The following is a 25,654-nucleotide window of genomic DNA, read 5'->3' as shown; positions in this document are numbered from 1 at the left end:
GAGTGGCACTTTCAATGGATTTGAAACGGCAACAGATCGAATCGTTCACGGTTTCAGGCGTGCGCGTACGCACGACCAACGCAGCCGAACACACACCCGATACAGCGAAAATCGGCTCGATGTGGGGTGAGTTTTTCAGTAAAGGTCTGGCCGAAGAAATTCCCGGCAAACAAACCGGTTCGCCGGTTTATGGCGTGTACTCGGCTTACGAGTCGGATGCTTCGGGACAGTTCGATGTCACGGCCGGCGTCGCGGTCAATAATCCGGCCGAGGGATTTGAGTCGATAGTCGTCGAAGACGGCGACTATCTGGTCTTCGAAGCGCAGGGGCCATTGCCTGACGCAGTGATCTCGACGTGGGGCAAAGTCTGGAGCTTCTTCGAATCCAATCCGCAGATCCAGCGCCGATTCGTCACTGACTTCGAGGCCTACACCGGCCCCGAATCAGTGTCGGTCTACATCGGCGTGCACTAAGGCTGCGTCTCGCGCTCAAGCAGTTGCCGTTTACGCTCAACGCCCCAGCGATACCCGGAAAGATTGCCATCGCTGCGAACCACGCGGTGGCAAGGGATCGCAACGGCCAAGCGGTTCGCGCCGCAGGCCTGAGCCACGGCGCGCATCGACGTCGGTGCGCCGATGCGTTGGGCAATCTCGGCATAACTGGCGGTGCTACCAACCGGGATTTCCCGCAGCGCCTGCCACACCCTTTCTTGGAACGCCGTGCCGCGTACGTCCAGCGGCAGGTCCAGGCCAATGGCCGGGGCCTCGATAAACCCTACGACTTTGGCGATCAACTGCTCAAACCCGGAATCGGCACCAATCAGATTGGCTTTGCGGAATTGATCCTGCAGGTCGCACACCAGTTGGTGCGGATCGTCACCCAGCAGGATCGCGCAAACCCCGCGTTCGCTTCGTGCCACCAGAATGGCCCCGAGCGAGCATTGCCCGACGGCGAAACGAATGTCGTTGTTCTGCCCAGCAGCGCGGTAATCGCCGGGCTTCATGCCCAGCAACTGATCGGCGGCCTCATAGAAGCGGCTGTTGGAATTGAAGCCGGCGTCGTACAGCGCGTCGGTCACTGAACCGCCGTCCGCCAGACGTTCACGCACTCGGCGTGAGCGATGAGCCGCAGCGTAACCTTTGGGCGTCAGCCCCGTCGCGGCTTTGAACACCCGATGAAAATGAAACGGGCTCAGACCTGCTGTTTCAGCCAACACATTGAGTGCGGGCAACGTTTCGGCAGACTCGATCTGGCGGCAGGCTGTCGCCACCGTGGCGGCGTGCTGCGCCGCGACATCCGTTTGATCCTTGCTGGCCCGTTTGCTCGGGCGATACCCGGCGGCTTCTGCCTCAAGGGCGGTGTCGAAAAACTCCACATTCTGTGGTTTTGGCAAGCGCGCAAGGCTGCTCGGACGGCAGTAGATACCAGTGGTTTTCACCGCGTAGACAAACTGCCCGTCCGCCCGAGGGTCGCGCGCAAGCACGGCAGCCCAGCGTGGATCGTCTTCGGTGTTGAGAGTGATCGACAGCGTTTTCATGAGCGTTAATCCGTTGACCTGTTTGAGTCAGGTTAATCCGCGATGCTGGGCACAACACTCCGGGCCTTGCGGTCAAACTTTCCAGGTTCACCCAGCGACACGAAACGTCAGATTGATCCGTTGTTCGCCGAGGCGCGGGTGCCGGCCCTGGCGGATCGGCAACACACCATGAAAGCGCAAGCGATCAACGCCGCCCCAGATCACCATATCGCCATGCAACAACGGGATCCGCCGGGTCTTGTCGCTGCGAGCGAAACCGCCGAACAGGAACATGGCCGGCAAGCCCAGCGACAGCGAAACGATCGGCGCTGCGTAGGCATTTTCGTCTTTGTCCTGATGCAATGACATCTTGGCGCCGGGGACATAGCGGTTGATCAGGCAGGAATCAGCCTTGAAACCTGCAAACCCGGCTTCCTGCGCCGCCGAGTGCGCCAAATCGGCAAACACCAGAGGCATCTGCGGCCAGGGCTGTCCGCTGAGCGGATCAACGCGCGAGTAACGATAGCCGCTGCGATCAGTGATCCAGCCCAGTTCCCCGCAACTGCTGGTGCCCACGGACATACTGAATCCGCCCGGTGTGACCATGTGGCGGAGCGGGGCTGCGATGAGAATGCTGTCCAGCGCTGGCAGCAATTGATCGATCAGCGGCAGCGCAAACCCGCGCAGCACCCACGATTGTTCGCCAATTTGCTCGGCGCGGGGCTGCTGTACAGGTTCGTTGCCGGCGAACAGATCGAAAGTGTGCGGGTACATGGCGGTCATTGGGCGTCGTGGAAGATGATGCCTAGGGTATGCCTTTTTCCACTGTGCAGGCGACTGACGCCATGACGCAGCGTCACCCGGTAGTCGCCACGCCCGCCCTGAATCGGGCGCTGATTCACGGCAAAAATCACTGCGTCGCCTTTCCTCAGGTCCAGCACTTGCGGCCGGGATTGCATGCGCGGACGTTGCTCGGTCAGCACGAACTCGCCACCGGTAAAGTCTTCCCCCGGTTCTGACAGAAGAATCGCTACTTGCAACGGAAACAGCAGTTCGCCGTACAGATCCTGATGCAGGCAGTTGTAGTCCTGTGGACCGTATTGCAATAGCAGTGGAGTAGGGCGTACCTGGCCGGCGGCATGACAGCGCCGAAGAAGTTCGTCATGGCTCGGGGGGAAACGAGTGGCCAGTCGCATCCTTTCATACCAGCGGTTGGCTACTGCCACCAAGCGCGGATACAGCGCGGTACGCAGGCGTTCCACGGCGGTCGGGAGGGGATAGCTAAAATACTTGTACTCGCCGCGACCGAACCCGTGGCGGGCCATGATGACCTGCGATCGAAACGGTTCGGCCTGCGGATACAGCGCGCTCAGGCGATCACAGCTTTCGGCCAGCAGCAGATTGCGAATGATGGCGCAGCCGTCCTGATCCAGCTGCTGTTCCAGGCTCGCCCAATCGAGCGAATCCAGCCGGGACGGTGACATCGACATGCTGACTCCGTTGACTCAAGGTCGAGGCAGTCAGTCTATGCGGGCCCTTGCGGCAGAACACTCCGCCGCTTGCGGTCGAACTCGTTTCGGTGCGTTACAGCGCTTTGCTGACGGTGATTTCGCTGATCACATCAGTCGCGTCGTGGATCTTGGCCAGAGCATCCTTGGCCTCTTCTACGCTGTTGCTTTCCAGTTGTGCGAACTCGAAGCGGCGCTCACCGTTGAGTTTGTACTTGATGACGTATTTGGTCGTTTGGGCCACGGTCATGTTCACCTGTGTAAATGGGCGGGGCGGCTCAGCTGAGTTTGGTGCTGGAGCGGCGGATGATCTTGATCGAATGTGTCAGCGTCGGTTTGCGCGTCACGCTGATTGCTCGGCGGTTGACGGTGTCGATGGTGATGTTCCAGAAACCGGTACTCGGCGCAGTGATACGGGCCGGGAACGTGTCGAAAGCGCCGCCGTGGTAGGTGTGACGACCACCATTTTTGAAGCTGCGGAAGTTGGCGTCGTTCATCAGACGGATGTTGCACATTTGCGAGCATTGGATGACGACGATGTCGTCTTCGTTGAGGTGCTCGCGCTGGTGAATGAATTTCATGGGCGCCTCCAGAAGGGCTTTTTCTACAAAATCAAAACGATAGCTTGTAATTGCGCGCAGTTTATCAGCCCGCACGGGTTATTATCTGGCCGTCGAGCGTCGGTTTGACAATTTTGAACAGATATTCGCAATTGGATGCGGGTTAAATGCAGAAGGCCCCGGAGAAAAACGGCATTTGTGCTGTCGGACGGTCTTTAACGGAGGTTTTGTATGAAGTGGGGTGTGGTGTGTCTGCCGTTGGTTTTAGCAGTGGGTGGTTGTGCGAGTGTTTCCGAGATCAATGAAACGCTACCCACCATGAGCGTGATCTCCGGCAAAAAACCCCAAGAGTATGCGCAGTGCCTGACTGAAAAGCTCGCCAACAGCCGCGGCGCGCTGCAAATGCAGCCGCACAAGGACGGCGTTCGCGTGATTGTCCCGGGCAAACTGTCGTCAGGCCCGGCCGCCGTGTTTGATATCGAAGATCGCTCCGGTGGCAGCGCGATCAAGCTGCATGAGCGCATGTCCAATGTGCCAGTGCGCCCGCGTGATGTGCGTAACGCCGCCAACGCCTGCATTTCCGGCTGATAGACTACAGGTCATCAGCATCAGTGCCGTCACAGTCATGCTGCGACGGCATTTTTATTTCTGGAGTCGCGATGAAGCGAGAGCAAGTACGAGAGCGCCATGTAGAGGGCCTGATCTCTGCCACCCATGTCATCCAGAACCCGGCGAATTCGGGGGAGTGGATCGTGTTTTTCAAGAAAAGCGCCGGGCGCAGTTATTTCCTGGTGGACGATAACGACGAAGTCGAGTCATTCAATCGGCTCGACGATCTGATCGAAGTCGTGCGCGGGCTCGGGATCAAGTTCGCTGAAATCCACATGTAGCGTCTATTTGCAGACCACCACCACGCTGCGGTTCTTGTAGTTGCCGACATCAACGCCCAGGGTCTTGTCGCTTTCCTTTGACGCCGGCGTGCCGTCAGTGCCGACGATGCGATAGCCGGTGCCGGCGCATGAGGCATCCGCCTTTTCGTAACAGGTGGCCCAGGAATTGGCTTCGCCGGAGCAATCGATGCTCAGGCCCTGTTCGCCGTTGTTCAGGGTGGTCGGCTGGGAGGTGGCACAGCCGCTCAGTGCCAGTACCGCAATCAGTGGCAAAAATTTGTTCATGTTCATGGTTTGTCGTCTTCAGCGTGGGGGACTAGACGCTCTGACAGCGCCAGTGTGAAAAGGTTATAGCGATTGGCCACTTGTTTGCACATGAGCACAAAAAAGCCCTGCGCAAGGGCAGGGCTTGAGCATGTGCAGCCGATCAGTCTTGATCTTTGCCACGGCGTTTTGCCGATGCCGGGGTGTCGGTGAACACCGCTGCTACATCAGTCGCCATCTGCTCGCTGTCGAAAGGCCCTGCGATGTGTTCGCCATTGGTAGTGGTCAGCGTCCACTTGCCGTCCTTCTTGTCGATCACATACCCGTTGACGATTTTAACTGCGGCCATCTATCTGTCTCGTTCACTGGTTCAAAGGCGCCATGATACCGGCAAATGCTCGCATTGGGGGGCGATGAGCGTATGGTGAACCGGTCAAGCGGCATCTTTGAGCTACGCTGATTTCGCGGTTCACCTTCGCCGATGGAACTATCGGCGAGAATATTTCTCTATGTTGGCATCGGTTAGCCAGTGCGGGGCATTGTAAGGTGCGCGCCGCCTGATTAGACTGCGCCGAAACTCGTACACACAGCCCTTTCAAGGACTTATATGATCAAGAAATGCTTGTTCCCAGCAGCCGGTTACGGTACTCGCTTCCTGCCAGCGACTAAAGCCATGCCTAAAGAAATGCTGCCGGTGGTAAACAAGCCACTGATCCAGTACGGCGTTGAAGAAGCTCTGGACGCTGGCCTGACTGAAATCTCCATCGTTACCGGTCGTGGCAAGCGTGCCCTGGAAGACCACTTCGACATCAGCTACGAGCTGGAAAACCAGATCAAAGGTACCGACAAGGAAAAATACCTGGTCGGCATCCGCAAGCTGCTGGACGAGTGCTCGTTCTCCTACACCCGTCAGACCGAAATGAAAGGTCTGGGCCACGCGATCCTGACCGGTCGTCCGCTGATCGGTGACGAACCGTTCGCCGTGGTGCTGGCGGACGACTTGTGCGTCAACCTCGAAGGCGACGGCGTGCTGACCCAGATGGTCAAGCTGTACAAGCAGTTCCGCTGCTCGATCATCGCCATCCAGGAAGTCGATCCACAGGAAACCAGCAAGTACGGCGTCATCGCCGGCGAGATGATCCGTGACGACATCTACCGCGTACACAGCATGGTTGAAAAGCCAAAGCCGGAAGACGCACCGTCGAACCTGGCGATCATCGGTCGTTACATCCTGACCCCGGACATCTTCGACCTGATCGAACAGACCGAGCCGGGCAAGGGTGGCGAAATCCAGATCACCGACGCCTTGATGAAACAAGCCCAGAACGGCTGCGTCATGGCCTACAAGTTCAAAGGCAAGCGTTTCGACTGCGGTGGTGCTGAAGGCTACATCGAAGCGACCAACTTCTGCTTCGAGAACTTCTACAAGACTGGCAAGGCTTACTAAGAGCGCTTGATCCGGTTGTAATGAAAAGCCACCTTCGGGTGGCTTTTTCATTTTCCGCCCCTATATGGATAGCAGTGCTTGCCCAATGGATGACGGCGGGTATGCTGATCGCCTGCCGAGGAGATAGAAATGGCCTACGATTTTGACCTTTATGTGATTGGTGCCGGTTCCGGCGGTGTGCGGGCTGCACGGTTTGCGGCCGGTTTTGGCGCGAAAGTGGCGGTGGCCGAGAGCCGTTATCTGGGTGGTACTTGTGTCAATGTCGGCTGCGTGCCGAAAAAATTGTTGGTCTACGGCGCGCACTTTGCCGAAGATTTTGAGCAGGCATCCGGTTTCGGCTGGAGCCTGGGCGAAGCCAATTTCGATTGGGCGACGCTGATTGTCAACAAGGATCGCGAGATCAATCGCCTCAACGGCATTTACCGCAACCTGTTGGTCAACAGCGGCGTGACCTTGCATGAAGCGCACGCGAAGATCACGGGCCCGCACGAGGTTGAGGTGAATGGCGAGCGCTTCACCGCGAAAAACATTCTGATCGCCACCGGTGGTTGGCCGCAGATTCCGGAAATTCCGGGGCGCGAGCATGCGATCGGTTCGAACGAAGCGTTTTTCCTGAAAGAACTGCCTAAGCGGGTATTGGTCGTGGGTGGTGGTTACATCGCGGTCGAATTTGCCGGGATCTTCCATGGTCTTGGCGCAAACACCACACTGCTGTATCGCGGTGATTTGTTCTTGCGGGGCTTCGATGGTTCGGTACGCAAGCATTTGCAGGAAGAGCTGACCAAGCGCGGCCTGGATCTGCAGTTCAATGCTGACATCGCGCGAATCGACAAGCAGGCCGATGGCAGTCTGAAAGCCACGCTCAAGGATGGTCGCGAGCTGGAAGCGGATTGCATCTTCTACGCCACCGGTCGCCGTCCGATGCTGGACAATCTGGGGTTGGAAAACACCGATGTGCAGCTCACCGACAAGGGCTTCATCAAAGTCGACGAGCAATACCAGACCAGCGAGCCATCGATTCTGGCGCTGGGTGATGTGATCGGTCGCGTGCAATTGACGCCAGTGGCTCTCGCCGAAGGCATGGCGGTGGCACGACGCTTGTTCAAACCGGAGCAATATCGTCCGGTGGATTACAAGATGATCCCGACCGCAGTGTTCAGTCTGCCGAACATCGGCACGGTCGGCTTGACCGAAGAGGAAGCGCGCGAAGCCGGCCACGACGTGGTGATCTTCGAAAGCCGCTTCCGGCCGATGAAGCTGACCCTGACCGAATGTCAGGAAAAAACCCTGATGAAACTGGTAGTCGACGGCAAGACCGATAAAGTCCTCGGTTGCCACATGGTCGGTCCGGATGCCGGCGAAATCGTCCAGGGACTGGCGATTGCGCTGAAGGCTGGCGCGACCAAGCGTGACTTCGACGACACAATCGGGGTGCATCCGACGGCCGCCGAAGAGTTTGTCACCATGCGTACACCGGTCGGCGTTTAAGCGTCTTTCGGTTTGGCCGAGTCTGGCGCTGCCGCGATGGTAGCTGCCAGGCGCTGGCTTTCTTCCAGGCTCGCCTGAGTGTTGCTCAATTCCTTTTTCAGTGACTGATTCAGCAGCGTTTGTTCGTCGACGCTCTGTTTGAGTGTCTGGCTTTCCAGCGTCGCCACGCGCAGCCGTTCCTGGAGGAGGGTGCGTTCGCTATCGACGCGGGCCGCTTGTTCGAGCAGTTGATCCTGACGCTGATTGCTGTGTTTGAGCTGGTCCTGCATCAGGTTCAGTTCGCGCTGGGTGCCACGGTTTTCCGTGAGCAGGCGTTCGTTGTCGCGGTGCAGTTGAGTGATTTCGTCCTGGCGTACCAGTGCACTTTGTTGTGCCTGACGCAGTTCGGCCTGAATCTGCTGTACTTGTGCTTCGTGGCGGCTCTGTTCCTGCTCGCGCTGCTCTTTGGTGGCGTTGCGGTAATGCTCCAGCGCATCGCGGGCATGCAGGTGCTTTTCTTCCAGCGACCGGATCTGCTCGTCCTTGTCCTGCAAGCGCAATTCAAAGTCTGCCAATGCCTGATTCAGACCAGCATTGCGGGTCTGTTCGGTCTGCAGCATCGAACGGGTGTTGCTCAGCGCCTCGGACTCGCGCTCCAGCGCGGCACCTTGAATGTCGTGCTCGTGTTCGAGCTTTTCCAGCGCATGGCGAGTCTGTTTCAGCTCCGCCTCCAGTGCCTCGCGCTGCTCCTCAAACTGTTCACGAGCCTGTTCAATGGGCTCTTGCGCCTGTTCTTTCAAGCGCTGAGCGAGGCGAGAGACGAGGGCGGCCAATTCATCATCGATGGGCTCTGCCGAAGCTTCTATGGGCTGAGCGCCGTCATCCAGCTCCTTCAGATAGCGATGGATCGTGGTTTTCGAGCCGGTGTTGCCCATTTCAATGCGTACTGCATCGATGCTCGGGTGTTCGCCGCGGGCGAGGATCGCGGTGCGCGCGATCTGCACCAGGGCTTTGGTAATGCCGCCACGGGCCATGTGAACTCCTACGGTTACGTACTGTGGTACATGCCACTAAAGTACGCAGTGTACCATGCTGAAAATAAAGTTAAATCTTTGATATCAAAGACACGGGATATACTGGTATTACCCAGTGTCAGACGGCAAAATGCGCTTCTGCATCCTTGAATTAGTACGCCTGCGAGAAAACTGCCCATGAGCGATCTGGATCGCTATCTGCAAGCCGCCACCCGTGACAACACCCGCCGTAGCTATCGCGCCGCCATCGAGCATTTCGAAGTGAAGTGGGGAGGTTTCCTGCCGGCGACGGCCGATAGCGTCGCGAGGTATCTGGTGGCGCACGCCGGAGAGCTTTCAATCAATACGCTGAAGTTGCGTCTGTCGGCGTTGGCGCAATGGCACAACAGTCAGGGTTTCGCCGATCCGACCAAAGCGCCGGTGGTGCGCAAGGTGTTCAAAGGCATTCGCGCATTGCATCCGGCGCAGGAGAAGCAGGCCGAACCTTTGCAGTTACAGGATCTGCAACGAGTGATTGACTGGCTTGAACATGAAGCGCAAACCGCGAGAGAGCAGCAGGACCGCCCGTTACTGCTCAAGGCTTTCCGTGATCGTGCATTGATTCTTCTGGGATTCTGGCGTGGCTTTCGCAGCGATGAGTTGTGTCGTCTGCAAATCGAACACGTGCAAGCGCACGCCGGCAAAGGCATTACTTTGTATTTGCCACGCAGCAAGGGTGATCGGGAAAACCTCGGGCAGACTTATCAAGCCCCGGCGCTGCTCAAACTCTGCCCGGTGCAGGCCTACATCGACTGGATTGCCGAAGCGGCACTGGTGCGCGGCCCGGTTTTTCGCAGCATTGACCGCTGGGGCAATCTGAACGAGGAGGGGTTGCACGCCAACAGCATCATCCCGCTGCTGCGCCAGGCGTTGCAGCGCGCCGGCATTGCCGCCGAAAATTACACCAGCCACTCCTTGCGCCGCGGCTTTGCGACGTGGGCCCATCAAAGCGGCTGGGATCTGAAATCGTTGATGAGTTACGTCGGCTGGAAGGACATGAAGTCAGCCATGCGCTATGTTGAAGCCAGCCCCTTTCAAGGGATGGCTCGGATTACGGATAAACCGGCTTCGCCCTAGATATCGTTTTCTTCTATTAATACAGTCAGCTAATAGCGAAAACAAATCAGCAGCATCAGGTTTGCCAATGAGCCATCCGTCGAGTGAGTGGGTAGGATTCACCCCATCAACTTCACAACCCTGACGGAGAGTCATCAATGCCTATCATCAACAGCCAAGTAAAACCGTTCAAAGCTACCGCATTCAAAAACGGCGACTTCGTTCAAGTCTCGGACGCTGACCTGAAAGGCAAGTGGTCGGTCGTGTTCTTCTACCCAGCCGACTTCACCTTCGTTTGCCCAACCGAACTGGAAGACCTGGCTGACAACTACGCTGCCTTCCAGAAACTGGGCGTGGAAATCTACAGCGTTTCCACCGACACCCACTTTGCCCACGCTGCCTGGCACAACACTTCGCCAGCCATCGGCAAAATCGAATACACCATGATCGGCGACCCGACCCACGTCATCTCCCGCAACTTCGACGTACTGATCGAAGAAGCTGGTCTGGCTGACCGTGGTACTTTCGTGATCAACCCTGAAGGCCAGATCAAAATCGTTGAATTGAACGATGGCGGCGTTGGCCGTGACGCTTCCGAGCTGCTGCGCAAGATCAAGGCTGCTCAGTACGTTGCTGCTCACCCAGGCGAAGTTTGCCCGGCCAAGTGGAAAGAAGGCGAGGCCACTCTGGCTCCGTCGCTGGACCTTGTCGGCAAGATCTAAGTCTGTGACACGCAACTCAGGGCGGGACTCCGCACCTACTTAAGTACGCTGCACCGCCCAATAAAAACGCCCGGGCGAGATTCGCTCGGGCGTTTTTTTTCGCCTCAAATTTATTCAGGAGATCGCCCGTATGTTGGACGCCAATCTTAAAGCCCAGTTGAAATCGTACCTGGAACGGGTCACCCAGCCGATCGAGATCGTTGCCTCCCTCGACGACGGTGCGAAATCCCGTGAAATGCTGGAATTGCTGAAGGACGTTGCCAGTCTTTCGAGCCAAATTACCTTGATCGACAGCGGTGACGATGCCCGCAAACCATCGTTCTCGATCAATCGCCCCGGTGCTGACATCAACCTGCGTTTCGCCGGCATCCCGATGGGGCACGAATTCACCTCCTTGGTGCTGGCCCTGCTGCAAGTCGGTGGCCACCCATCGAAGGCAAGTGTTGAAGTGATCGAGCAGATCCGCTCGCTCAAAGGCGAGTTCAGCTTCGAGACTTACTTCTCGCTGTCGTGCCAGAACTGCCCGGATGTGGTTCAGGCACTGAACCTGATGGCTGTGCTCAACCCGAACATCCGCCACGTCGCCATCGACGGCGCGCTGTTCCAGGACGAAGTCAACGATCGCAAGATCATGGCCGTGCCGAGTATCTACCTCAACGGTGAAAACTTCGGTCAGGGCCGCATGGGCCTTGAAGAAATCCTCGCCAAACTCGACACCGGCGCCATCGAGCGTCAGGCCGAGAAAATCAGCGCTAAAGAAGCGTTTGATGTGCTGGTGGTCGGCGGTGGCCCGGCCGGTGCGTCGGCAGCCATCTACGCGGCGCGTAAAGGCATTCGCACTGGCGTCGCCGCCGAGCGTTTCGGCGGTCAGGTGCTCGACACCATGGCCATCGAGAACTTCATTTCCGTGCAGGAAACCGAAGGCCCGAAACTGGCCACCGCGCTGGAAGAACACGTCAAACAGTACGACGTCGACATCATGAACCTGCAACGCGCCGATAAGCTGATCCCCGGCAAAAATGGCGAGCTGCACGAAGTCCGTTTCGCCAGTGGCGCGACCCTCAAAGCCAAGAGTGTGATTCTGGCGACCGGTGCGCGCTGGCGTGAAATGAACGTGCCGGGCGAACAGGAATACCGCAACAAAGGTGTGGCGTACTGCCCGCACTGCGACGGCCCGTTGTTCAAAGGCAAGCGTGTGGCGGTGATCGGCGGCGGTAACTCAGGCGTTGAAGCGGCCATCGATCTGGCCGGTATTGTGTCGCACGTGACGCTGCTGGAGTTCGATGTGCAGTTGCGTGCCGATGCCGTGTTGCAGCGCAAGTTGCACAGTCTGCCGAATGTTACGGTGATCACCAGTGCGCAAACCACTGAAGTCACGGGCAACGGTGAGAAGGTCAACGGCCTGCGTTACAAGGATCGCAACACTGACGAACTGCGTACGGTCGAGCTGGAAGGGATCTTTGTGCAGATCGGTCTGCTGCCTAACACTGACTGGCTCAAAGGCACCATCGAGCTGTCGCCGCGTGGCGAGATCATTGTCGATAACCGTGGCGAGACGTCGATCCCGGGGATCTTCGCGGCCGGCGATGTGACCACCGTGCCGTACAAGCAAATCGTGATCGCAGTGGGCGAGGGCGCCAAGGCTTCGCTGAGTGCTTTCGATCACCTGATCCGCACTTCGGCTCCGGCGTAAGCGTCAGCCGTTGAAATGAAAAACCCGTGAGCGATCACGGGTTTTTTGTGCCTGACACAAATCCAAATGTAGGAGCGAGCCTGCTCGCGAAAGTGGTGTGTCATTCAGCGATCATGTTGGCTGAACGGACGCCTTCGCGAGCAGGCTCGCTCCTACAGGGGGATTGTGCTGTCAGTTACAACGGCGTTGGCTGGATGATTTCGACCCAATAACCATCCGGATCCTTGATAAACGCCAGGCTCTTCATGCGGCCATCGGTCAGGCGCTTCTGGAAGTCGCAGCCCAACTCTTCAAAGCGTGCGCAGGCCGCGACAATATCCGGTACCGAGATGCAGATGTGGCCGAAACCACGCGGATCCGTATTGCCATTGTGATAGGCAAAATCAGCATCGTTTTCGGTGCCGTGGTTATGCGTCAGCTCCAGAATGCCCGGGATCGACTTCATCCACTCTGTGCGGGCAGCGGCATCGGCCGGGATCTGCGCTTTGTCGACCAGGGCGAGGAAGTACAGGCTGAACTCGGCTTCCGGGAAGTCGCGCTTCTCGACCAGCGAGAAGCCCAGTACGCGGGTGTAGAAATCCAGGGACTTGGTGATGTCTTTCACACGCAGCATGGTGTGGTTGAAAACGAAGTTGCGGGTTGCGCTGTCTGGCGTGGCGGTGACGCCGGGGAAAGTGTTCAGTTCGTGCAGGCTCATGGGCCCTCCAATAACTATGGGCGAGTGAATGGGCGCAATGATACGCATGCCTGCCGGCATCGCCAAATGAAAGGGCGGGCTTGCCCTGCGCCCGGGCGGAGGTTCAGACTTTATGACTCAATCCGCGAGTGTGTCCGGCAATGATCCGACTGTGCAAAACCCCGTTAGTTTTCTTTGCTTTGTGGCTTGTCTCGGCTGCGGTGCTGGCCGATGCGCCGGGCATCACTTGGCCCGCTGGCTGGGAGGTCGAGGCGTTGCCCGATACGTCTGCACAAGTTTCCAGGCAACGCGCGGTCAAGAACGATGCCGATGGCAATCAGGTCATGGTGATGGAATTGACCATGACCCGGGTCGAAAGTGATCATCAGGTCAACTTGCAAGGCGTGCTGCTGGAGATGCGTAAGTCAATCCAGAAGGACTTTTTTCAGGGTGGCTATCAAAGTGTCTGCAACAAGGTGCACGCAGCGACGCTTGGTTCTTTGCCCGCGCTGGAAACGACTTGTACGGTGACCGAGAATGGCCGGCACGTGTTATCGCAAACGCTCGTAGCGGCAGTCGAGGCGGATAAGGCTTATGTTCTTTCCTATGCCGGTCAGGCCGAGGTGTATAAGGCAAGCGCCGAGGAAATAACGGCGGCTAGAAACAGCTTGAAACTTTAAGCGTCTGTACTCTTCGCGCCCCGGTTAGATACCCGAAGGGATTAAGCACAAAGTTTAAGGTTGGGCTGCAGTCGCAACAGGATGCAGCAAAATGTTTAGGTATCTGGCTCAGAGACGTTACAGAAAAATCGCAACTTGCTCGATGAAATTCATTTCATTTGTTAGATATTGTCAATAAAAAAGCCCTGCATCATGCAGGGCTTCATGTTGGCGAGGGATTAACCGCGCAACCAGGAATCAACGGTAGCGGCACCGTATTGTTCCTTCCAGGCTTTCAGGCCACGGTGGTTGCCGCCCTTGGTCTCGATCAGTTCGCCGGTGTGCGGGTTCTGATAGACCTTGACCACGCGAGCGCGGCGGGTTTTAGGCGCTGCAGACGTCTGCAGAGCGGATTTAGCCGGATTCGGATCGAGAATGGCGATGATGTCTTTCAGGCCTTTGCCGTAGTTTTTCATCAGCCCCTGGAGCTTTTCTTCGAATTCGATTTCTTTCTTGAGCCCGGCATCGTTCTTCAGCGATTCCAGCTGCTTGAGCTGTTCCTGAAGGGCCTTTTCAGCTGCACGAAATTCAGCGAGTCTGGACAATATCTTTACTCCAATAGTGTATTTGGCTGATACCAACCGCAAACAAAGCTATAAGCCAAGAGCCTTGTAGCGACTCGGTGATAATTGGCTCACCTGCCAATCTTTGCGCAGGCAAGAAAAATTGTAGTTGTTAATGCGTCTGGAGTAAATCCTGAAGTTGTCTTCATGTAACAACAGTGGTCTTTTGTATCAATTTGGTGCGGCTTGCCAGCCGGTCTGCGCTTAATTCCATTTAGTTAATGGTGACTTAATGCACTAATGAAGTCTGCCGCTGGCATGGGTTTGCCGTAGAGATAGCCCTGCAGAAAGTTGACGTTATGCGCGGTCAGATAATCGGCCTGTGCCTGAGTTTCGACACCTTCGGCAACAATGCCCAGATCAAGCTTGGCGGAGAGTTCGATGATGGTGTCCAGAATATGCCGTGAAAGCGCATCGATGCCGATCATGGCGACGAAACTCTGGTCGATCTTGAGGAAATCCACATTGAATTTGCGCAAGTAACCCAGGCTTGAATGGCCGGTACCGAAGTCGTCGATGGCGATCATCACCCCTAGGGCGTGCAATTGTTCAAACAGTTGCCGCGTCGTGTCGGTCGGCTCGATCAGCTCGCGCTCGGTCAACTCCAGCACGAGATTGATGCTGCCGGGTGCAAAGGCTGCGAGAAACTCACGGCAGTCCTTCACCAGTTCCAGATCCTGGCAATGGTTGGCGGTGATATTGATGCCGATGTGAAAGGGCGTGGTGAAGCTCAATGATTGAGGTCCGAGCAACGCTGCGGTCTGCTGCATCAAGGCGCGGGTCATCGGCACGATCAATCCCGAATGTTCGGCAAACGGAATAAACAGATCCGGGCGCACCAGACCCTCCTTGGGATGATTCCAGCGCATCAAGACCTCGGCGCCCGACCATTTTTTGGTGTCGCCATGAACCACGGGCTGGAAGTATGGAATGAACTCGCCGGCCTCCAGCGCACGGAGCATTTCATGGCTCGGCGAGGTGGAACGCTTTTGCAAGACATGGCCGATCGCGCCCGAAATCACACCAAAAAAGATCAACAAGCTGAACAGCGGCGGGTAGGCGTCGGCCATGTAGCGCCAAGTCTCGCCCTTGGGAAAACCGGCCGATACGCTGAACGCATAGCGCGACGAGTTGAGCATGCTTTGCGCGACTGGCAGGGCGGGCAGGGCACCTTGATGGACTTTGCCATCAGCGGACAGCCAGTTATCGCCCACTTGCAGCAACAGCAGCGTCTGCCGGCCGATCAAGCGCAGCACGTTGCTCAGGTGATAGCCGTCCAGCGTTGTCAGTGCACCGCCGCGACCTTCGCTGAGCCGGTAGACCAGCAGCGCGGTATTTGGGGTTACCGGATTGCCGTTCATCAGCCACAACTTGCCCTGGGTATAGTCGCCCGCGTTAACGGCTTCCTTATAGTCGCCGAACAACGAGCTGCAATAGAGATTGTCGTCCCACACCAGATTGGTCGAGCGCACGAAAGGGCGGCGAGTCACTTGCTCGCGCAGCGCCAGTTTGACGTCTTCGCACGTTTGTCCGGCCAGCGGCAACAGCTCCCGTGCGGCTTGCGCGGTGTTATCGAGCATCAACTCGAATTGGCGCAACGCTTCTTCGGCGGTGAGCTGTGAACTCTGCTGGAGCGTGCGTTCGGCCTGCATGTAGAGAATCATGCTGCCCAGTAACACCGGCAGCAGGCCGCTGAGCAGAGTTACGGTAATCCGGGCGCTGTGTTTGCGGCGGGGTCTGATGGTTAACGGCATGGGCGCATCCTGTCGCGAAAAAGTGTGGCTCTCGAATGCAGCCGGGCACCGGCATGCCGCTGAATAGCAGGCGAGCCAGACGAGATGATAGATGGCGCAAGTGGCTTGCGCTGCTGATCGGCTCATTGAAGCTCTGGACATTGTCAGCGATGCGTGATGAACGGTGTGCAACAAACCCCTTGCACCCTCGCCAGAAAAGCGGATTTTATAGAGAGGGCAGACAACCCTATTTACGCTGTGTAGAATCGGGTTACGCATACAATAATAATCGTCTTCTGGCAGCAGAAGCCTCGCCCGCAAGAGCCTTGGGTCGACAATGAAGATATTCGGGTTTCAACTGATCTACGGTGACTTCCTCGCCCGCAGTGTGCGCGGCATCTCCTGTGCGCCACCCTCCGGTCTCAGCATTTACTGACAAATAACCCTGGTTAATTGATAAGAAATGATGAGGCGCCACCATGGCAGATTTATACGAAAACCCAATGGGCCTGATGGGCTTTGAATTCATCGAGCTCGCTTCGCCGGTCCCTGGCACCCTGGAGCCGATCTTCGAGATCATGGGCTTCACCAAAGTCGCGACCCACCGCTCCAAGAACGTGCATCTGTATCGTCAGGGCGCGATCAACCTGATCCTCAACAATGAACCGAACAGCGTCGCTTCGTACTTCGCGGCCGAGCACGGCCCGTCGGTGTGCGGCATGGCGTTCCGGGTCAAGGATTCGCAAAAGGCCTATAACCGCGCACTGGAACTCGGCGCCCAGCCGATTCACATCGAAACCGGTCCAATGGAACTGAATCTGCCGGCGATCAAAGGCATTGGCGGAGCGCCGCTGTACCTGATCGACCGTTTCGGCGAAGGCAGCTCGATCTATGACATCGACTTCGTGTTTATCGAAGGCGTTGACCGCAATCCGGTCGGTGCCGGCCTGAAGATCATCGACCACCTGACACACAACGTGTATCGCGGTCGCATGGCCTACTGGGCGAACTTCTACGAGAAGCTGTTCAACTTCCGCGAGATCCGTTACTTCGACATCAAGGGCGAGTACACCGGCCTGACCTCGAAAGCCATGACCGCACCGGACGGCATGATCCGCATCCCGTTGAACGAAGAGTCGTCCAAAGGCGCGGGCCAGATCGAAGAGTTCCTGATGCAGTTCAACGGTGAGGGCATCCAGCACGTTGCGTTCCTCACTGATGACCTGATCAAGACCTGGGATCAACTGAAGAAAATCGGCATGCGCTTCATGACCGCGCCGCCGGACACCTACTACGAAATGCTCGAAGGCCGCCTGCCAAACCATGGCGAGCCGGTTGATCAACTGCAATCGCGCGGCATCCTGCTCGATGGCGCTTCGGAGCAGGGCGACAAGCGTCTGCTGTTGCAGATCTTCTCGGAAACCCTGATGGGCCCGGTATTCTTCGAATTCATCCAGCGCAAAGGCGACGATGGTTTCGGCGAGGGCAACTTCAAGGCACTGTTCGAGTCGATCGAGCGTGACCAGGTGCGCCGTGGTGTGCTTGCCACCGAGTAATCCGCAACTGAAATGAAAAATCCCGGCCTGCAGTGATGCAGCGCCGGGATTTTTTTTGCTTCACATAAACTCCCGTATTTTGAGCTGTGCAAGGCTTAAGGCCGGCGTTGGCGCATCAAATGTTTAAACCCTTCAAACACCAACACCACTACAGCCAGCCAGATCGGAATGTAGGTCAGCCATTCTCCGGACTTGATGCTCTCACCGAGCAGCAACGCCACACCGAGCAGCAACACCGGCTCAACATAACTCAACAAACCAAACAGACTGAACGGCAGCAAGCGGCTGGCAATGATGTAAACCACCAACGCCGAGGCACTGATCAGACCGAGGAGCGGGATCAGCCACATCAGCCCGGGGTATTGATCGAACACGCCGAAGCCTTGCTCGCCACCGTGCACAAACCAGTAGGCGATCGGCAGCATCAAGGTCATGTCGACCCACAAGCCGCCGAGGTGGTCGGTCTTCAGGTATTTGCGCAGCACGAAATACAACGGATAGCCGATCACGACCACCAGGGTCGCCCAGGAAAATCCGCCCACCTGATACAGCTCGTTCAACACGCCCAGACTTGCGAAGAACACCGCGACCTTTTGCAGGTACGACAGGCTTTCGCCGTAGGCAATACGACCGGTCAGCACCATGGCCAGCGGCAACAGGAAGTAGCCCAGCGATACATCGAGGCTGTAACCGTTGAGCGGCGCCCACATGAACAGCCACAACTGCACGCCGAGCAAGGCTGCCGAGACGATCAATCCGCCGATCAATTTCGGCTTCGCCACCATCAGGCGCACCAGCTCCAGCACCCGCCGCCATTCACCGGATACCAGCATGAACACGGTCATGCACGGCACAGTCAGCAGCATCCGCCAGCCAAAGATTTCCACGCCGCTCAACGGGGTGAGCAGCGAGGTGTAGTAATACATGACGGCAAACAGCACCGAGGCTGAGACCGATAAAGCGATACCTTTAGACAAACTGTCCTCGCGGGTGGGTGATCAAACGGGGCGCGAAGGATACGTGGTTTTTGTGCTGAATATTGTTCGGATGCTCATTATTTACAACATCACTGAGTGCCTTTCAACGGATTGCCGAAACGCTTGAGGTACATTTCGCCAAGCTTATAAGAGGCATAGTCGGTTACGTGACCAATGTCACGATAGACCGGCAATCCGTCGATGGTTGTTACACAAGTGCCGTCCTCGCATTGCACTCCTTTCGGGTCAATCAGGATCAACGTGGGATATTCCGCCTGCAGATTGCTGAACAACTTCGCCAATACCGGGTCTTCACTGCCCGACCATGTCGACGAGGCGCAAAGACTGCTTTGTTCGGCACTGCCCATCCAGCCCCGCAACTTCACCTGTCTCAACAGGCATTCATTGATACCCGCCGGCATTGGCAGCGTGTTCATCAGGAAGATGGGGGTGGCGCCCGACGCTACGATGATATCCAGGGCATCGCGGATTGCTGCGCCAAGGCGTTGTTGGGATAGTTCCAGGCTGCGCGGATCATCCACTTCAGTGACGATATCCGCGCTGAGATAGGCCTCCCAGAATTGACCAATGATTACATACTGAAAATGGCTCTTCGTGATGAGGTCGTAGTAGCGCTGTGTGGCGTCGTGGCATTTTTGATACAGCCCGTTTTTATATTTTTTCGAGTCGTAGAGATAGACCTTGGGCAACGCCAGACATGCCGGATAACCCTGTGAGAGCACCGAAAGGTTGGCGTCTTTGGCCAGCGTTTCAACAAACCCCCAGTAGTGGTTCGAAAATGAATCGCCCAAAAGAAAGGCTTTTGCGGTTGGCTGCACAGCGCCCATTACACAGCCTGGATCAGCTTCATCACTCACACCCAGGCATTTCTCCCGGTGGGCGGGTACAGAAGCTTTCAAACCACTGAAGACGTAACTCGAATCCTCGCCAAAACGCTCAGGCCACCCATCGTGCTTCTTGGCGTTAGAGTGAAGTAGCGACAGTCCGAGCGCGGGCAGAATCATCAGCAGCACCAGGGTTTTGGTGAAGCCGGTCCTTGCCTTGCGAAATCTGTTTTCGATCAATACGAAGCAACCCCAGGCAGCCACAAAAGTGACAGCGAAGTAGACGACCTTCACCATCGGGGTGAGGGGTATGCCCATGTAACTGATGACGGCGAGGATCGGCCAATGCCACAAATACAAGGAGTAGGAGAGAGTGCCGACAAATACCAACGGTTTCAGCGCCAATAGTATTGAGGTGATGCTGGCATCGCCTATCCCGCGAAAAAGCAGGGCAGCAGTGGCGATACACACCGCGATGGCATAGTAGTTCGGAAAACCGGCGAGGATATTTTCGCGAGTGGCGCAGTAGGCAATCGTGGCCAGCGACAACAGGCAAATCAGAGAGGCGCTCAGGCGATCAAGTTTGAACTTGTCCGTACTGAAGATGACGGCGCAGGAGCCGATCATCAATTCGAAAACTCGAGCGGCGAAGAAGTAGTAATTTTTATCGGCAAGCGTTTCCGACAGATATGACGCGAGTGCGATGGCAGCCACGGTCAGGCCGAGGACGCTCGCCTTGAAAGCCTGTTTCGCAACATGGCGATGGAGCACCCATAGGCCCAGCGGCAGGACGAGATACCACTGCCATTCGATTGCCAGCGACCAGGTGTGCAGCAGAGGCAAGTTCGCCGCATCGGGCGTGGCGTACCCGGATGTCGCATTGGCAAAGTACTGGTTTGAGAGAAGTAAAGACGTGTACTTGGCACTTTTCAGAAAGTCGACATAGTCATCGGGCAAGTACAGCAACGTTGTGATGATCAGCGTTGCTATCAACAACGCAATTATCGCCGGTTGTAATCGCCAGATACGTCGGGTGTAAAACCCGGTGAAGCTGAACGTGCCGTTATCCAGCGATTTCATGATGATCGAGGTCGTCAGATACCCCGAGATGACAAAGAAAATATCGACGCCAATAAAACCGGAAGGGAATAACGAAAAACCACCGTGAAAAATCAACACCAGCAGAACGGCAATGGCCCGAAGTCCGTCAACATCCGCGCGGTATTCAATGGCAGGTGCGCCATATCCGCGAGCCGGAATCGCAGTGGCTAAAGGGTGTTGGCCCAAGCCCTTTTTATCGCCGAGTATGTTGAACCACATCGCGCGCAAAGGCTTCCACGCGAACTCCAGAGTGCGACTGAGCATTTATCTATCCTTGGCCTTGATCGAGTGTTCAACCGGTGGCTCGCGGCTGATCGCACTCTTGTCCATTCAAGCGGCTGATTACAGGGGCTGAAGCAATATCGCCAGGCTTCTTCCATTCGAGGCCCTCTCATTCGCAAGAGGGCTGTGCGCAGGAGGAAACATCAGGCCTGATGGGGTTTGCGACCCGACACAAAATGGCTTACATCGTTGAAGCCCGGCGTCGAGGCATGCCCCGGTGTGACCAGCGAATCAATAAACGCCTCATCCTCCGCCGTGATCTTCACAGCCTGCGCCTTGGTATACGCATCCCACTGCGCCTCGGTGCGCGGCCCGACAATCGCCGAAGTCACGGCGCTGTTGTTCAGCACCCAGGCAATCGCAAACTCGACAATGCCAACGCCTCGTCCCTCGGTGTATTGCTGGATCTGCTGGGCGATGCGCAGCGATTCTACGCGCCATTCGGTTTCCAGAATGCGCTTGTCCTGACGCCCGGCGCGGCTGTTGGCATCCGGTGTCACGTCCGGTGCGTATTTACCACTCAGCACGCCACGGGCCAGCGGGCTGTAAGGCACGACGCCCAGGCCATAAGTCTGCGCAGCGGTAATCTGCTCGGTTTCGGCCTGACGGTTGACGATGTTGTACAGCGGCTGGCTGATCACCGGGCGATCGACACCCAGTTGGTCGGCAATACGAATCACCTCGGCAATCCGCCAACCGCGGTAGTTCGACAGTCCCCAATAACGAATCTTGCCCTGACGGATCAGGTCACCGATCGCCGACACCGTGACTTCCAGCGGCGTGTTGTGGTCTTCGCGGTGCAGGTAATAGATGTCGAGATAGTCGGTGCCCAAACGGGTCAGGCTGGCATCGAGGCCATTGAAGATGTGTTTACGGCTCAAACCGCTGCGGTTCGGCACACCGTCCACCGGGCCGAAACCGACCTTGGTCGCCAGCACCCATTCATGACGATTACCGGCAATCGCTTCGCCGACGATCTCTTCAGAGCGGCCATTGGTGTAGACGTCGGCGGTGTCGATGAAGTTGATGCCTTGATCCCAGGCCTTGTCGATGATGCGCAGCGATTCCTCGGTGCTGGTCTGTTCGCCAAACATCATCGTGCCGAGTGTCAGGGTGGACACCTGCAACCCTGAGTGACCCAGTGTGCGATAGCTCATGCCGAAATCCTTTTATCGGTGGGAAAGGGTTAATCAAATACCAGAAGCGCTGAAGCCGTCCAACCGTTTTGTCCAGAAACTGCCTTTCGCGACCCCACCCGAAAGATGACCATTCGTCGTGACTGTCAGATCTGACAGTAGGCAGGTCAGTGGCCGTTCAGGCCTGATCCTCGACCAGAGTCTTGTTGAAAAAGGCTCTGTCTTTTCTTGAGATCAGGAGCGCTTTCATGAACACACAGTCTTTCGATGAGTCTCTGCCCGACGACGCTGAGGTAAACCTCCATGCGCCGCAGCTTCCGGACAGCAATACATCCGTGGCCGGTGCCGATTGCGGTATCGCCAAAGCGTTTTACGATCTGCGACCGAATGGCGCAACAGTCATTATCAATCCGGTTCTGGCGCAGCAGCCAAAGGATACGTTTTCAATTCATGTGAACGGCATCATGCGGGTCGACAGCCAGCAGTCCCAATCCACGGATGACGCAGTGACCCTGCATATTCCCAAAAATCTGCTGCGATCCGATCCGGGCTTCGTCAATGAGCTTACTTACACCGTCAAACGCACCACGGGCGCCGAAGAGACCTACGAGCATCCATGGACGATCCTGTACAACGCCATCCGCCCCGGGATGGAGGACAAGAACGGCGATGAAGGACACTCCGAACTCGAGTTAGGACTGCCTCGGGATGTGCTGGAAGACGGTATCGATGCCGATCGTGCAGCACAGGGCGTGCAGGTCTGGTTCTCCTATCCCTATTGCCGGCCGTACGACCGGATTGTGCTCAACTGTAATGGTCATGATGTTCGGTGGGAGGTACATCCGGACGAAGCTCCGTCCGCACCGACCAGTATTCCGACCCGCATTGGGCGTCTATTGGAAAAAGCCGATCTGGAGGCGGCAGGTGATCATCCCCAGTTCTCTTTCACCTATACGGTGTTCGACCAGATTGGCAACGGTGCCGATTTGAATTCACCATGGTCGGCGGCGATACGCGTCGTCGTCGACCTCAAGGGAGCGCGGATGACGGCTCCCGATATTGCCGAAGACCCGGATGACCCGTACGACACGCCGGAGACCATTGACCTGAACAAACTGGGCAAGAAGGATCTGACCATCCAGGTGCATGTCCTGGAACCTCTTTGGGCCACAAACGATATTGTCCGTGTGAAATATACCGCGACGCCAAGCAGCGGACCCGCTGTCACTCATACGGTTGACGAGCAGGTCGGCAGGCTTCCTTTTGTGCACAGGTTGATGATTCCCAATGCCAAGGTCATTGGCGACAGCGTGATAGCTGCGCTGTATGAGCAAGTACGTGGGGGAGCTGTAATTGCAACATCTAAAGTTGCACGGGCACGAGTGATTGTGAAGCCCGTTATTTTGGAAGTTAAGAACTCGTCCGGAGTGGACGTGCAGAACGGCGGCACGATTTCGGACAATAAAGTGATGTTGTCGGGTTATGCGCTGGCGGGGATGGTGTTGCGGGTTTTTGATGGCGAGGCGTTTATTGAGGAGATACAAACCGGATCAAATTATATGTGGCAGAGCAAGTTGCTACCGATTGTGGTGGGGCAGCACAGCTTTACAGTGAAGGAATTAACCGGGAATCAATTTGAATCGGATCCATGGCGGTTTGAACGGTTGGCGTTCAATATCGACAAGCTGCCGATGCGCCTTCACGGTTTTTCTATGAAGATACCGCAATGGCCTAGAACAGGGGAAGACTCGATTGGCAATACGGCAGTCCGCACGCCGATTGGAGGAGTTCCGCCATACATTTATTTTTCATCTGACTCACTAATTGCGTCTGTAACACCACAAGGAAAAGTCACAGGGTTAAAGCATGGGGTGTCGACGATTTACGTCGCTGATCAGGAAGGTGCATCGGGGACTTATCTCGTCTCAGTAGAGAACACTTTTCAATTGCATGTTAACGAAGAGTTACGAACGTTTGCAGAGGCCGAAAACTGGATGCATTCTCTGCAGGGATATCCAGCTTACGGGTTATTTAGAGCCGATGTTCTGCGTGTGTATTTACCTCCTTTGCGCTCATATAATGTTTGGACGTGTAGTCCTGTAGTAATATTTACTCCAGCTTTTGAATTCTTTACTTTTGATCGAAGAGTAAAACTTCCCGCGTATTGTATTACTCCTATTTAGTTAATAGAGGGATCATTTCCACGCTCTGCGTGGGAATGATCAAAGTACGCAGCGCGGCAAAGTGATTTATCGATTCAGCGTTGCGCAGCGTTCGCGCAAAAATGCCTGTAGCACCTTTACCCGTTCCGACACCTGCACCCGATGCGGACACAGCAAATTGAACGGCGCACTTTCCCCGTCCCAATCATCAAACAACGTCACCAGCCGCCCGGCGCGGACATCGTCGGCAATGTCGAGCCAGGCCTTGTAGGCGATGCCATGCCCGGCCAACGCCCAGCGGCGGGCCACTTCGCCGTCGTCGCTGAGGTAGTCGCCGTGGACTTCGACTTCCAGCACCTCATCCGCACGACTGAACTGCCAGGTGTTGTATGGCCGACCGTTGCGCAGATAGAGCAGGGCGCTGTGTTCGCACAATTCGGCGGGGTGTCGGGGGGTGCCATGCCGTGCCAGATAGTCTGCACTGGCGCAGGCCACGCGGCGGTGTTGCGGCAGAATCGGTAATGCCACCAGCGTCGAATCGCTCGGCACTCCGAAGCGCAGTGCCACGTCCACGGTCTCGCGAAACAGATCGGAATGGCGGTCGTTGAGCAGCAATTGCAATTGGATGTTCGGGTGTTCGCGCTTGAACTCGTCCAGCCACGGTAGCAACACATTGCGTCCGAAATCCGACGGTGCCGCCAGTTGCAGCACGCCGCTAAGGCCTTCGGTCTGCTGCTTGAGCGCCTGTTCGCCATCGGCCAGTGTGGCCAGCGCCAAGCGCACGCTTTCCAGATAGCGCCGACCCTCTTCGGTCAACCGCATGCTGCGGGTGGAGCGGGCGAGCAGGCGGATACCAAGTCGGGTTTCCAGACGCTTCAGGGCAATGCTGGCGGCGGCCGGCGTCAGTTCCAGGGCGCGGGCAGCGGCGGAAATGCTCCCGGAGTCGGCCACGCGGACGAAGATCTCCAGATCGAGAATCGAGCTCATTGGTAAAAATCCTTTAAAGATCTTTGCGTTTTAGCGGGATTTTTCCGTGATTGGCAAGGGTAGACACTGCAATCAATGAATTACCACGGGAGATACGCATGACCTGGACATTCGATCATCTGGCGTTCAACACCGCTGACGGCCAGAGTTTGCAGGACAATTTCGCGGCGTTGCTTGGGCTCACACCGGGGCGTCGGCCGCCGTTTCCGTTTCCCGGACGCTGGCTGTATCAGGATGCGCACGCGCTGGTGCATGTGATCGAGCAGCCGCTGCCGGAAAACACTGAATTGAGCCACATTGCTTTTCGTACCGATGAGTTGGCCGAAACAGTGTTGCGGCGGGTGCGCGAAAGTGGTTTGCCGTACCAGTTGGCACAGGTGCCGGGTGAGGGGATCGCGCAGATTTTCGTGCAAATGCCGGGTGGTCTGGTGATTGAACTGGATGCCAAGGCACAGCCCTCACCCTAACCCTCTCCCAGAGGGATAGGGGACTGACCGAGGTGTTTGAGCGAGGTACGCCGACGTGCAATACCGAGTTGAACGCAGGTCTTGAAAAGCATCCAGATCAGCTCCCTATTCCCAAGCCGTCATTTAAGGAAGACGGACTGACCGAAGTGTTTGAGCGAGGTACGCCGACGTGCAATACCGAGTTGAACGCAGGTGCTGAAAAGCCCGCAGATCGGCTCCCTTTCCCCCTCGCCCCCTTGGGGGCGGTCCGACGT

Annotated in this window: 27 protein-coding genes; 12 read left to right on the top strand and 15 right to left on the bottom strand. The window is 56.7% G+C overall.

Annotated elements, in window-relative coordinates:
• Nucleotides 1–14: 14 nt before the first annotated feature.
• Entirely contained in the window at nt 15–473 is a 459-nt protein-coding gene (locus AC3WMT_RS29640) for a GyrI-like domain-containing protein (protein WP_103307175.1), read from the top strand.
• Here the strand turns inward: AC3WMT_RS29640 and ada are convergent.
• The 5 genes from ada to AC3WMT_RS29615 form a co-directional block, all read right to left on the bottom strand.
• Nucleotides 470–1,537, bottom strand: coding sequence for a bifunctional DNA-binding transcriptional regulator/O6-methylguanine-DNA methyltransferase Ada (gene ada, locus AC3WMT_RS29635; RefSeq protein WP_103307173.1), 1,068 nt, complete (start codon nt 1,535–1,537; stop codon nt 470–472). The genes AC3WMT_RS29640 and ada overlap by 4 nt on opposite strands.
• A gap of 87 nt (nt 1,538–1,624) precedes the next feature.
• A complete protein-coding gene (gene alkB, locus AC3WMT_RS29630; protein WP_103307193.1) occupies nt 1,625–2,290 on the bottom strand; it encodes a DNA oxidative demethylase AlkB in 666 nt (221 codons plus the stop codon).
• A 5-nt stretch (nt 2,291–2,295) separates the two neighbouring features.
• Nucleotides 2,296–3,006: a 2OG-Fe(II) oxygenase gene (locus AC3WMT_RS29625; protein WP_103307172.1), complete on the bottom strand. Its 711-nt coding sequence runs from the start codon at nt 3,004–3,006 to the stop codon at nt 2,296–2,298.
• Nucleotides 3,007–3,100: 94 nt separating this feature from the next.
• Nucleotides 3,101–3,268 carry a hypothetical protein gene (locus AC3WMT_RS29620; RefSeq protein ID WP_177431470.1) on the bottom strand — a complete coding sequence of 56 codons (168 nt, stop codon included), beginning with the start codon at nt 3,266–3,268 and terminating at the stop codon, nt 3,101–3,103.
• 34 nt (nt 3,269–3,302) lie between these two features.
• Nucleotides 3,303–3,605, bottom strand: a complete 303-nt coding sequence (locus AC3WMT_RS29615; RefSeq protein WP_007912251.1) for a DUF1883 domain-containing protein — start codon at nt 3,603–3,605, stop codon at nt 3,303–3,305.
• Nucleotides 3,606–3,815: 210 nt separating this feature from the next.
• Between AC3WMT_RS29615 and AC3WMT_RS29610 the strand changes: the two genes are divergently transcribed.
• Together AC3WMT_RS29610 and AC3WMT_RS29605 are read left to right on the top strand one after the other, a co-directional pair.
• Nucleotides 3,816–4,172, top strand: a complete 357-nt coding sequence (locus tag AC3WMT_RS29610) for a hypothetical protein (protein ID WP_103307171.1) — start codon at nt 3,816–3,818, stop codon at nt 4,170–4,172.
• A 71-nt stretch (nt 4,173–4,243) separates the two neighbouring features.
• Nucleotides 4,244–4,474 carry a hypothetical protein gene (locus AC3WMT_RS29605; protein ID WP_103307170.1) on the top strand — a complete coding sequence of 77 codons (231 nt, stop codon included), beginning with the start codon at nt 4,244–4,246 and terminating at the stop codon, nt 4,472–4,474.
• Nucleotides 4,475–4,477: 3 nt separating this feature from the next.
• On the opposite strand, the gene AC3WMT_RS29600 is transcribed toward AC3WMT_RS29605, so the two are convergent.
• The gene (locus AC3WMT_RS29600) at nt 4,478–4,759 is read right to left on the bottom strand and encodes a hypothetical protein (protein WP_177431471.1); all 282 of its coding nucleotides are present in this window, start codon (nt 4,757–4,759) and stop codon (nt 4,478–4,480) included.
• 142 nt (nt 4,760–4,901) lie between these two features.
• Nucleotides 4,902–5,087: a hypothetical protein gene (locus tag AC3WMT_RS29595; protein WP_090283267.1), complete on the bottom strand. Its 186-nt coding sequence runs from the start codon at nt 5,085–5,087 to the stop codon at nt 4,902–4,904.
• A gap of 258 nt (nt 5,088–5,345) precedes the next feature.
• On the opposite strand from AC3WMT_RS29595, the gene galU reads away from it, so the two are divergent.
• Entirely contained in the window at nt 5,346–6,185 is an 840-nt protein-coding gene (galU, locus tag AC3WMT_RS29590; protein ID WP_007912230.1) for a UTP--glucose-1-phosphate uridylyltransferase GalU, read from the top strand.
• A gap of 129 nt (nt 6,186–6,314) precedes the next feature.
• Nucleotides 6,315–7,673: a glutathione-disulfide reductase gene (gene gorA / locus AC3WMT_RS29585; RefSeq protein WP_103307167.1), complete on the top strand. Its 1,359-nt coding sequence runs from the start codon at nt 6,315–6,317 to the stop codon at nt 7,671–7,673.
• On the opposite strand, the gene AC3WMT_RS29580 is transcribed toward gorA, so the two are convergent.
• Nucleotides 7,670–8,686: a DNA-binding protein gene (locus tag AC3WMT_RS29580; protein WP_103307166.1), complete on the bottom strand. Its 1,017-nt coding sequence runs from the start codon at nt 8,684–8,686 to the stop codon at nt 7,670–7,672. The genes gorA and AC3WMT_RS29580 overlap by 4 nt on opposite strands.
• Before the next feature lie 177 nt (nt 8,687–8,863).
• Here AC3WMT_RS29580 and AC3WMT_RS29575 point away from each other — a divergent pair, with 177 nt between their 5' ends.
• From AC3WMT_RS29575 to ahpF, 3 genes are all read left to right on the top strand, one after another.
• Nucleotides 8,864–9,802, top strand: coding sequence for a site-specific integrase (locus AC3WMT_RS29575; RefSeq protein WP_103307165.1), 939 nt, complete (start codon nt 8,864–8,866; stop codon nt 9,800–9,802).
• 137 nt (nt 9,803–9,939) lie between these two features.
• On the top strand, nt 9,940–10,503 hold the full coding sequence (gene ahpC, locus AC3WMT_RS29570; RefSeq protein ID WP_003224621.1) for an alkyl hydroperoxide reductase subunit C: 564 nt from the start codon (nt 9,940–9,942) through the stop codon (nt 10,501–10,503).
• Nucleotides 10,504–10,633: 130 nt separating this feature from the next.
• The gene (gene ahpF / locus AC3WMT_RS29565) at nt 10,634–12,196 is read left to right on the top strand and encodes an alkyl hydroperoxide reductase subunit F (protein WP_103307164.1); all 1,563 of its coding nucleotides are present in this window, start codon (nt 10,634–10,636) and stop codon (nt 12,194–12,196) included.
• A 175-nt stretch (nt 12,197–12,371) separates the two neighbouring features.
• Here the strand turns inward: ahpF and gloA are convergent, their stop codons facing one another.
• Nucleotides 12,372–12,893 (bottom strand): lactoylglutathione lyase, encoded by a 522-nt coding sequence (gene gloA, locus AC3WMT_RS29560; RefSeq protein ID WP_103307162.1) that lies wholly within the window; start codon nt 12,891–12,893, stop codon nt 12,372–12,374.
• Between the two features lie 140 nt (nt 12,894–13,033).
• Here gloA and AC3WMT_RS29555 point away from each other — a divergent pair, with 140 nt between their 5' ends.
• Complete coding sequence (locus tag AC3WMT_RS29555; RefSeq protein WP_103307160.1) at nt 13,034–13,552, top strand: DUF4946 domain-containing protein; 519 nt, start codon at nt 13,034–13,036, stop codon at nt 13,550–13,552.
• A gap of 218 nt (nt 13,553–13,770) precedes the next feature.
• On the opposite strand, the gene AC3WMT_RS29550 is transcribed toward AC3WMT_RS29555, so the two are convergent.
• Both AC3WMT_RS29550 and AC3WMT_RS29545 read right to left on the bottom strand, forming a co-directional pair.
• Complete coding sequence (locus AC3WMT_RS29550; protein ID WP_103307159.1) at nt 13,771–14,136, bottom strand: histone-like nucleoid-structuring protein, MvaT/MvaU family; 366 nt, start codon at nt 14,134–14,136, stop codon at nt 13,771–13,773.
• A gap of 236 nt (nt 14,137–14,372) precedes the next feature.
• The gene (locus AC3WMT_RS29545) at nt 14,373–15,908 is read right to left on the bottom strand and encodes an EAL domain-containing protein (RefSeq protein ID WP_103307158.1); all 1,536 of its coding nucleotides are present in this window, start codon (nt 15,906–15,908) and stop codon (nt 14,373–14,375) included.
• 458 nt (nt 15,909–16,366) lie between these two features.
• Here AC3WMT_RS29545 and hppD point away from each other — a divergent pair, with 458 nt between their 5' ends.
• Complete coding sequence (gene hppD, locus AC3WMT_RS29540) at nt 16,367–17,443, top strand: 4-hydroxyphenylpyruvate dioxygenase (protein ID WP_007912211.1); 1,077 nt, start codon at nt 16,367–16,369, stop codon at nt 17,441–17,443.
• Nucleotides 17,444–17,538: 95 nt separating this feature from the next.
• On the opposite strand, the gene rarD is transcribed toward hppD, so the two are convergent.
• The 3 genes from rarD to AC3WMT_RS29525 all read right to left on the bottom strand — a co-directional run bounded on the left by rarD (nt 17,539) and on the right by AC3WMT_RS29525 (nt 21,805).
• Nucleotides 17,539–18,420, bottom strand: coding sequence for an EamA family transporter RarD (rarD, locus tag AC3WMT_RS29535; RefSeq protein WP_103307156.1), 882 nt, complete (start codon nt 18,418–18,420; stop codon nt 17,539–17,541).
• A gap of 89 nt (nt 18,421–18,509) precedes the next feature.
• Nucleotides 18,510–20,630, bottom strand: coding sequence for an acyltransferase family protein (locus AC3WMT_RS29530; RefSeq protein WP_103307155.1), 2,121 nt, complete (start codon nt 20,628–20,630; stop codon nt 18,510–18,512).
• A gap of 161 nt (nt 20,631–20,791) precedes the next feature.
• Nucleotides 20,792–21,805, bottom strand: coding sequence for an aldo/keto reductase (locus AC3WMT_RS29525; RefSeq protein ID WP_103307154.1), 1,014 nt, complete (start codon nt 21,803–21,805; stop codon nt 20,792–20,794).
• A gap of 227 nt (nt 21,806–22,032) precedes the next feature.
• Between AC3WMT_RS29525 and AC3WMT_RS29520 the strand changes: the two genes are divergently transcribed.
• Nucleotides 22,033–23,967 carry a hypothetical protein gene (locus tag AC3WMT_RS29520; protein ID WP_256583601.1) on the top strand — a complete coding sequence of 645 codons (1,935 nt, stop codon included), beginning with the start codon at nt 22,033–22,035 and terminating at the stop codon, nt 23,965–23,967.
• Nucleotides 23,968–24,033: 66 nt separating this feature from the next.
• Here the strand turns inward: AC3WMT_RS29520 and AC3WMT_RS29515 are convergent, their stop codons facing one another.
• Nucleotides 24,034–24,933 carry a LysR family transcriptional regulator gene (locus tag AC3WMT_RS29515; protein WP_103307153.1) on the bottom strand — a complete coding sequence of 300 codons (900 nt, stop codon included), beginning with the start codon at nt 24,931–24,933 and terminating at the stop codon, nt 24,034–24,036.
• Nucleotides 24,934–25,031: 98 nt separating this feature from the next.
• Here AC3WMT_RS29515 and AC3WMT_RS29510 point away from each other — a divergent pair, with 98 nt between their 5' ends.
• Nucleotides 25,032–25,400, top strand: coding sequence for a VOC family protein (locus AC3WMT_RS29510; RefSeq protein WP_103307151.1), 369 nt, complete (start codon nt 25,032–25,034; stop codon nt 25,398–25,400).
• Nucleotides 25,401–25,654: the final 254 nt, after the last annotated feature.

Source organism: Pseudomonas sp. FW305-7, assembly GCF_058786735.1.
The sequence above is the reverse complement of the archived record's forward strand: the minus strand, read 5'-3'. Positions and strand labels throughout refer to the sequence as shown.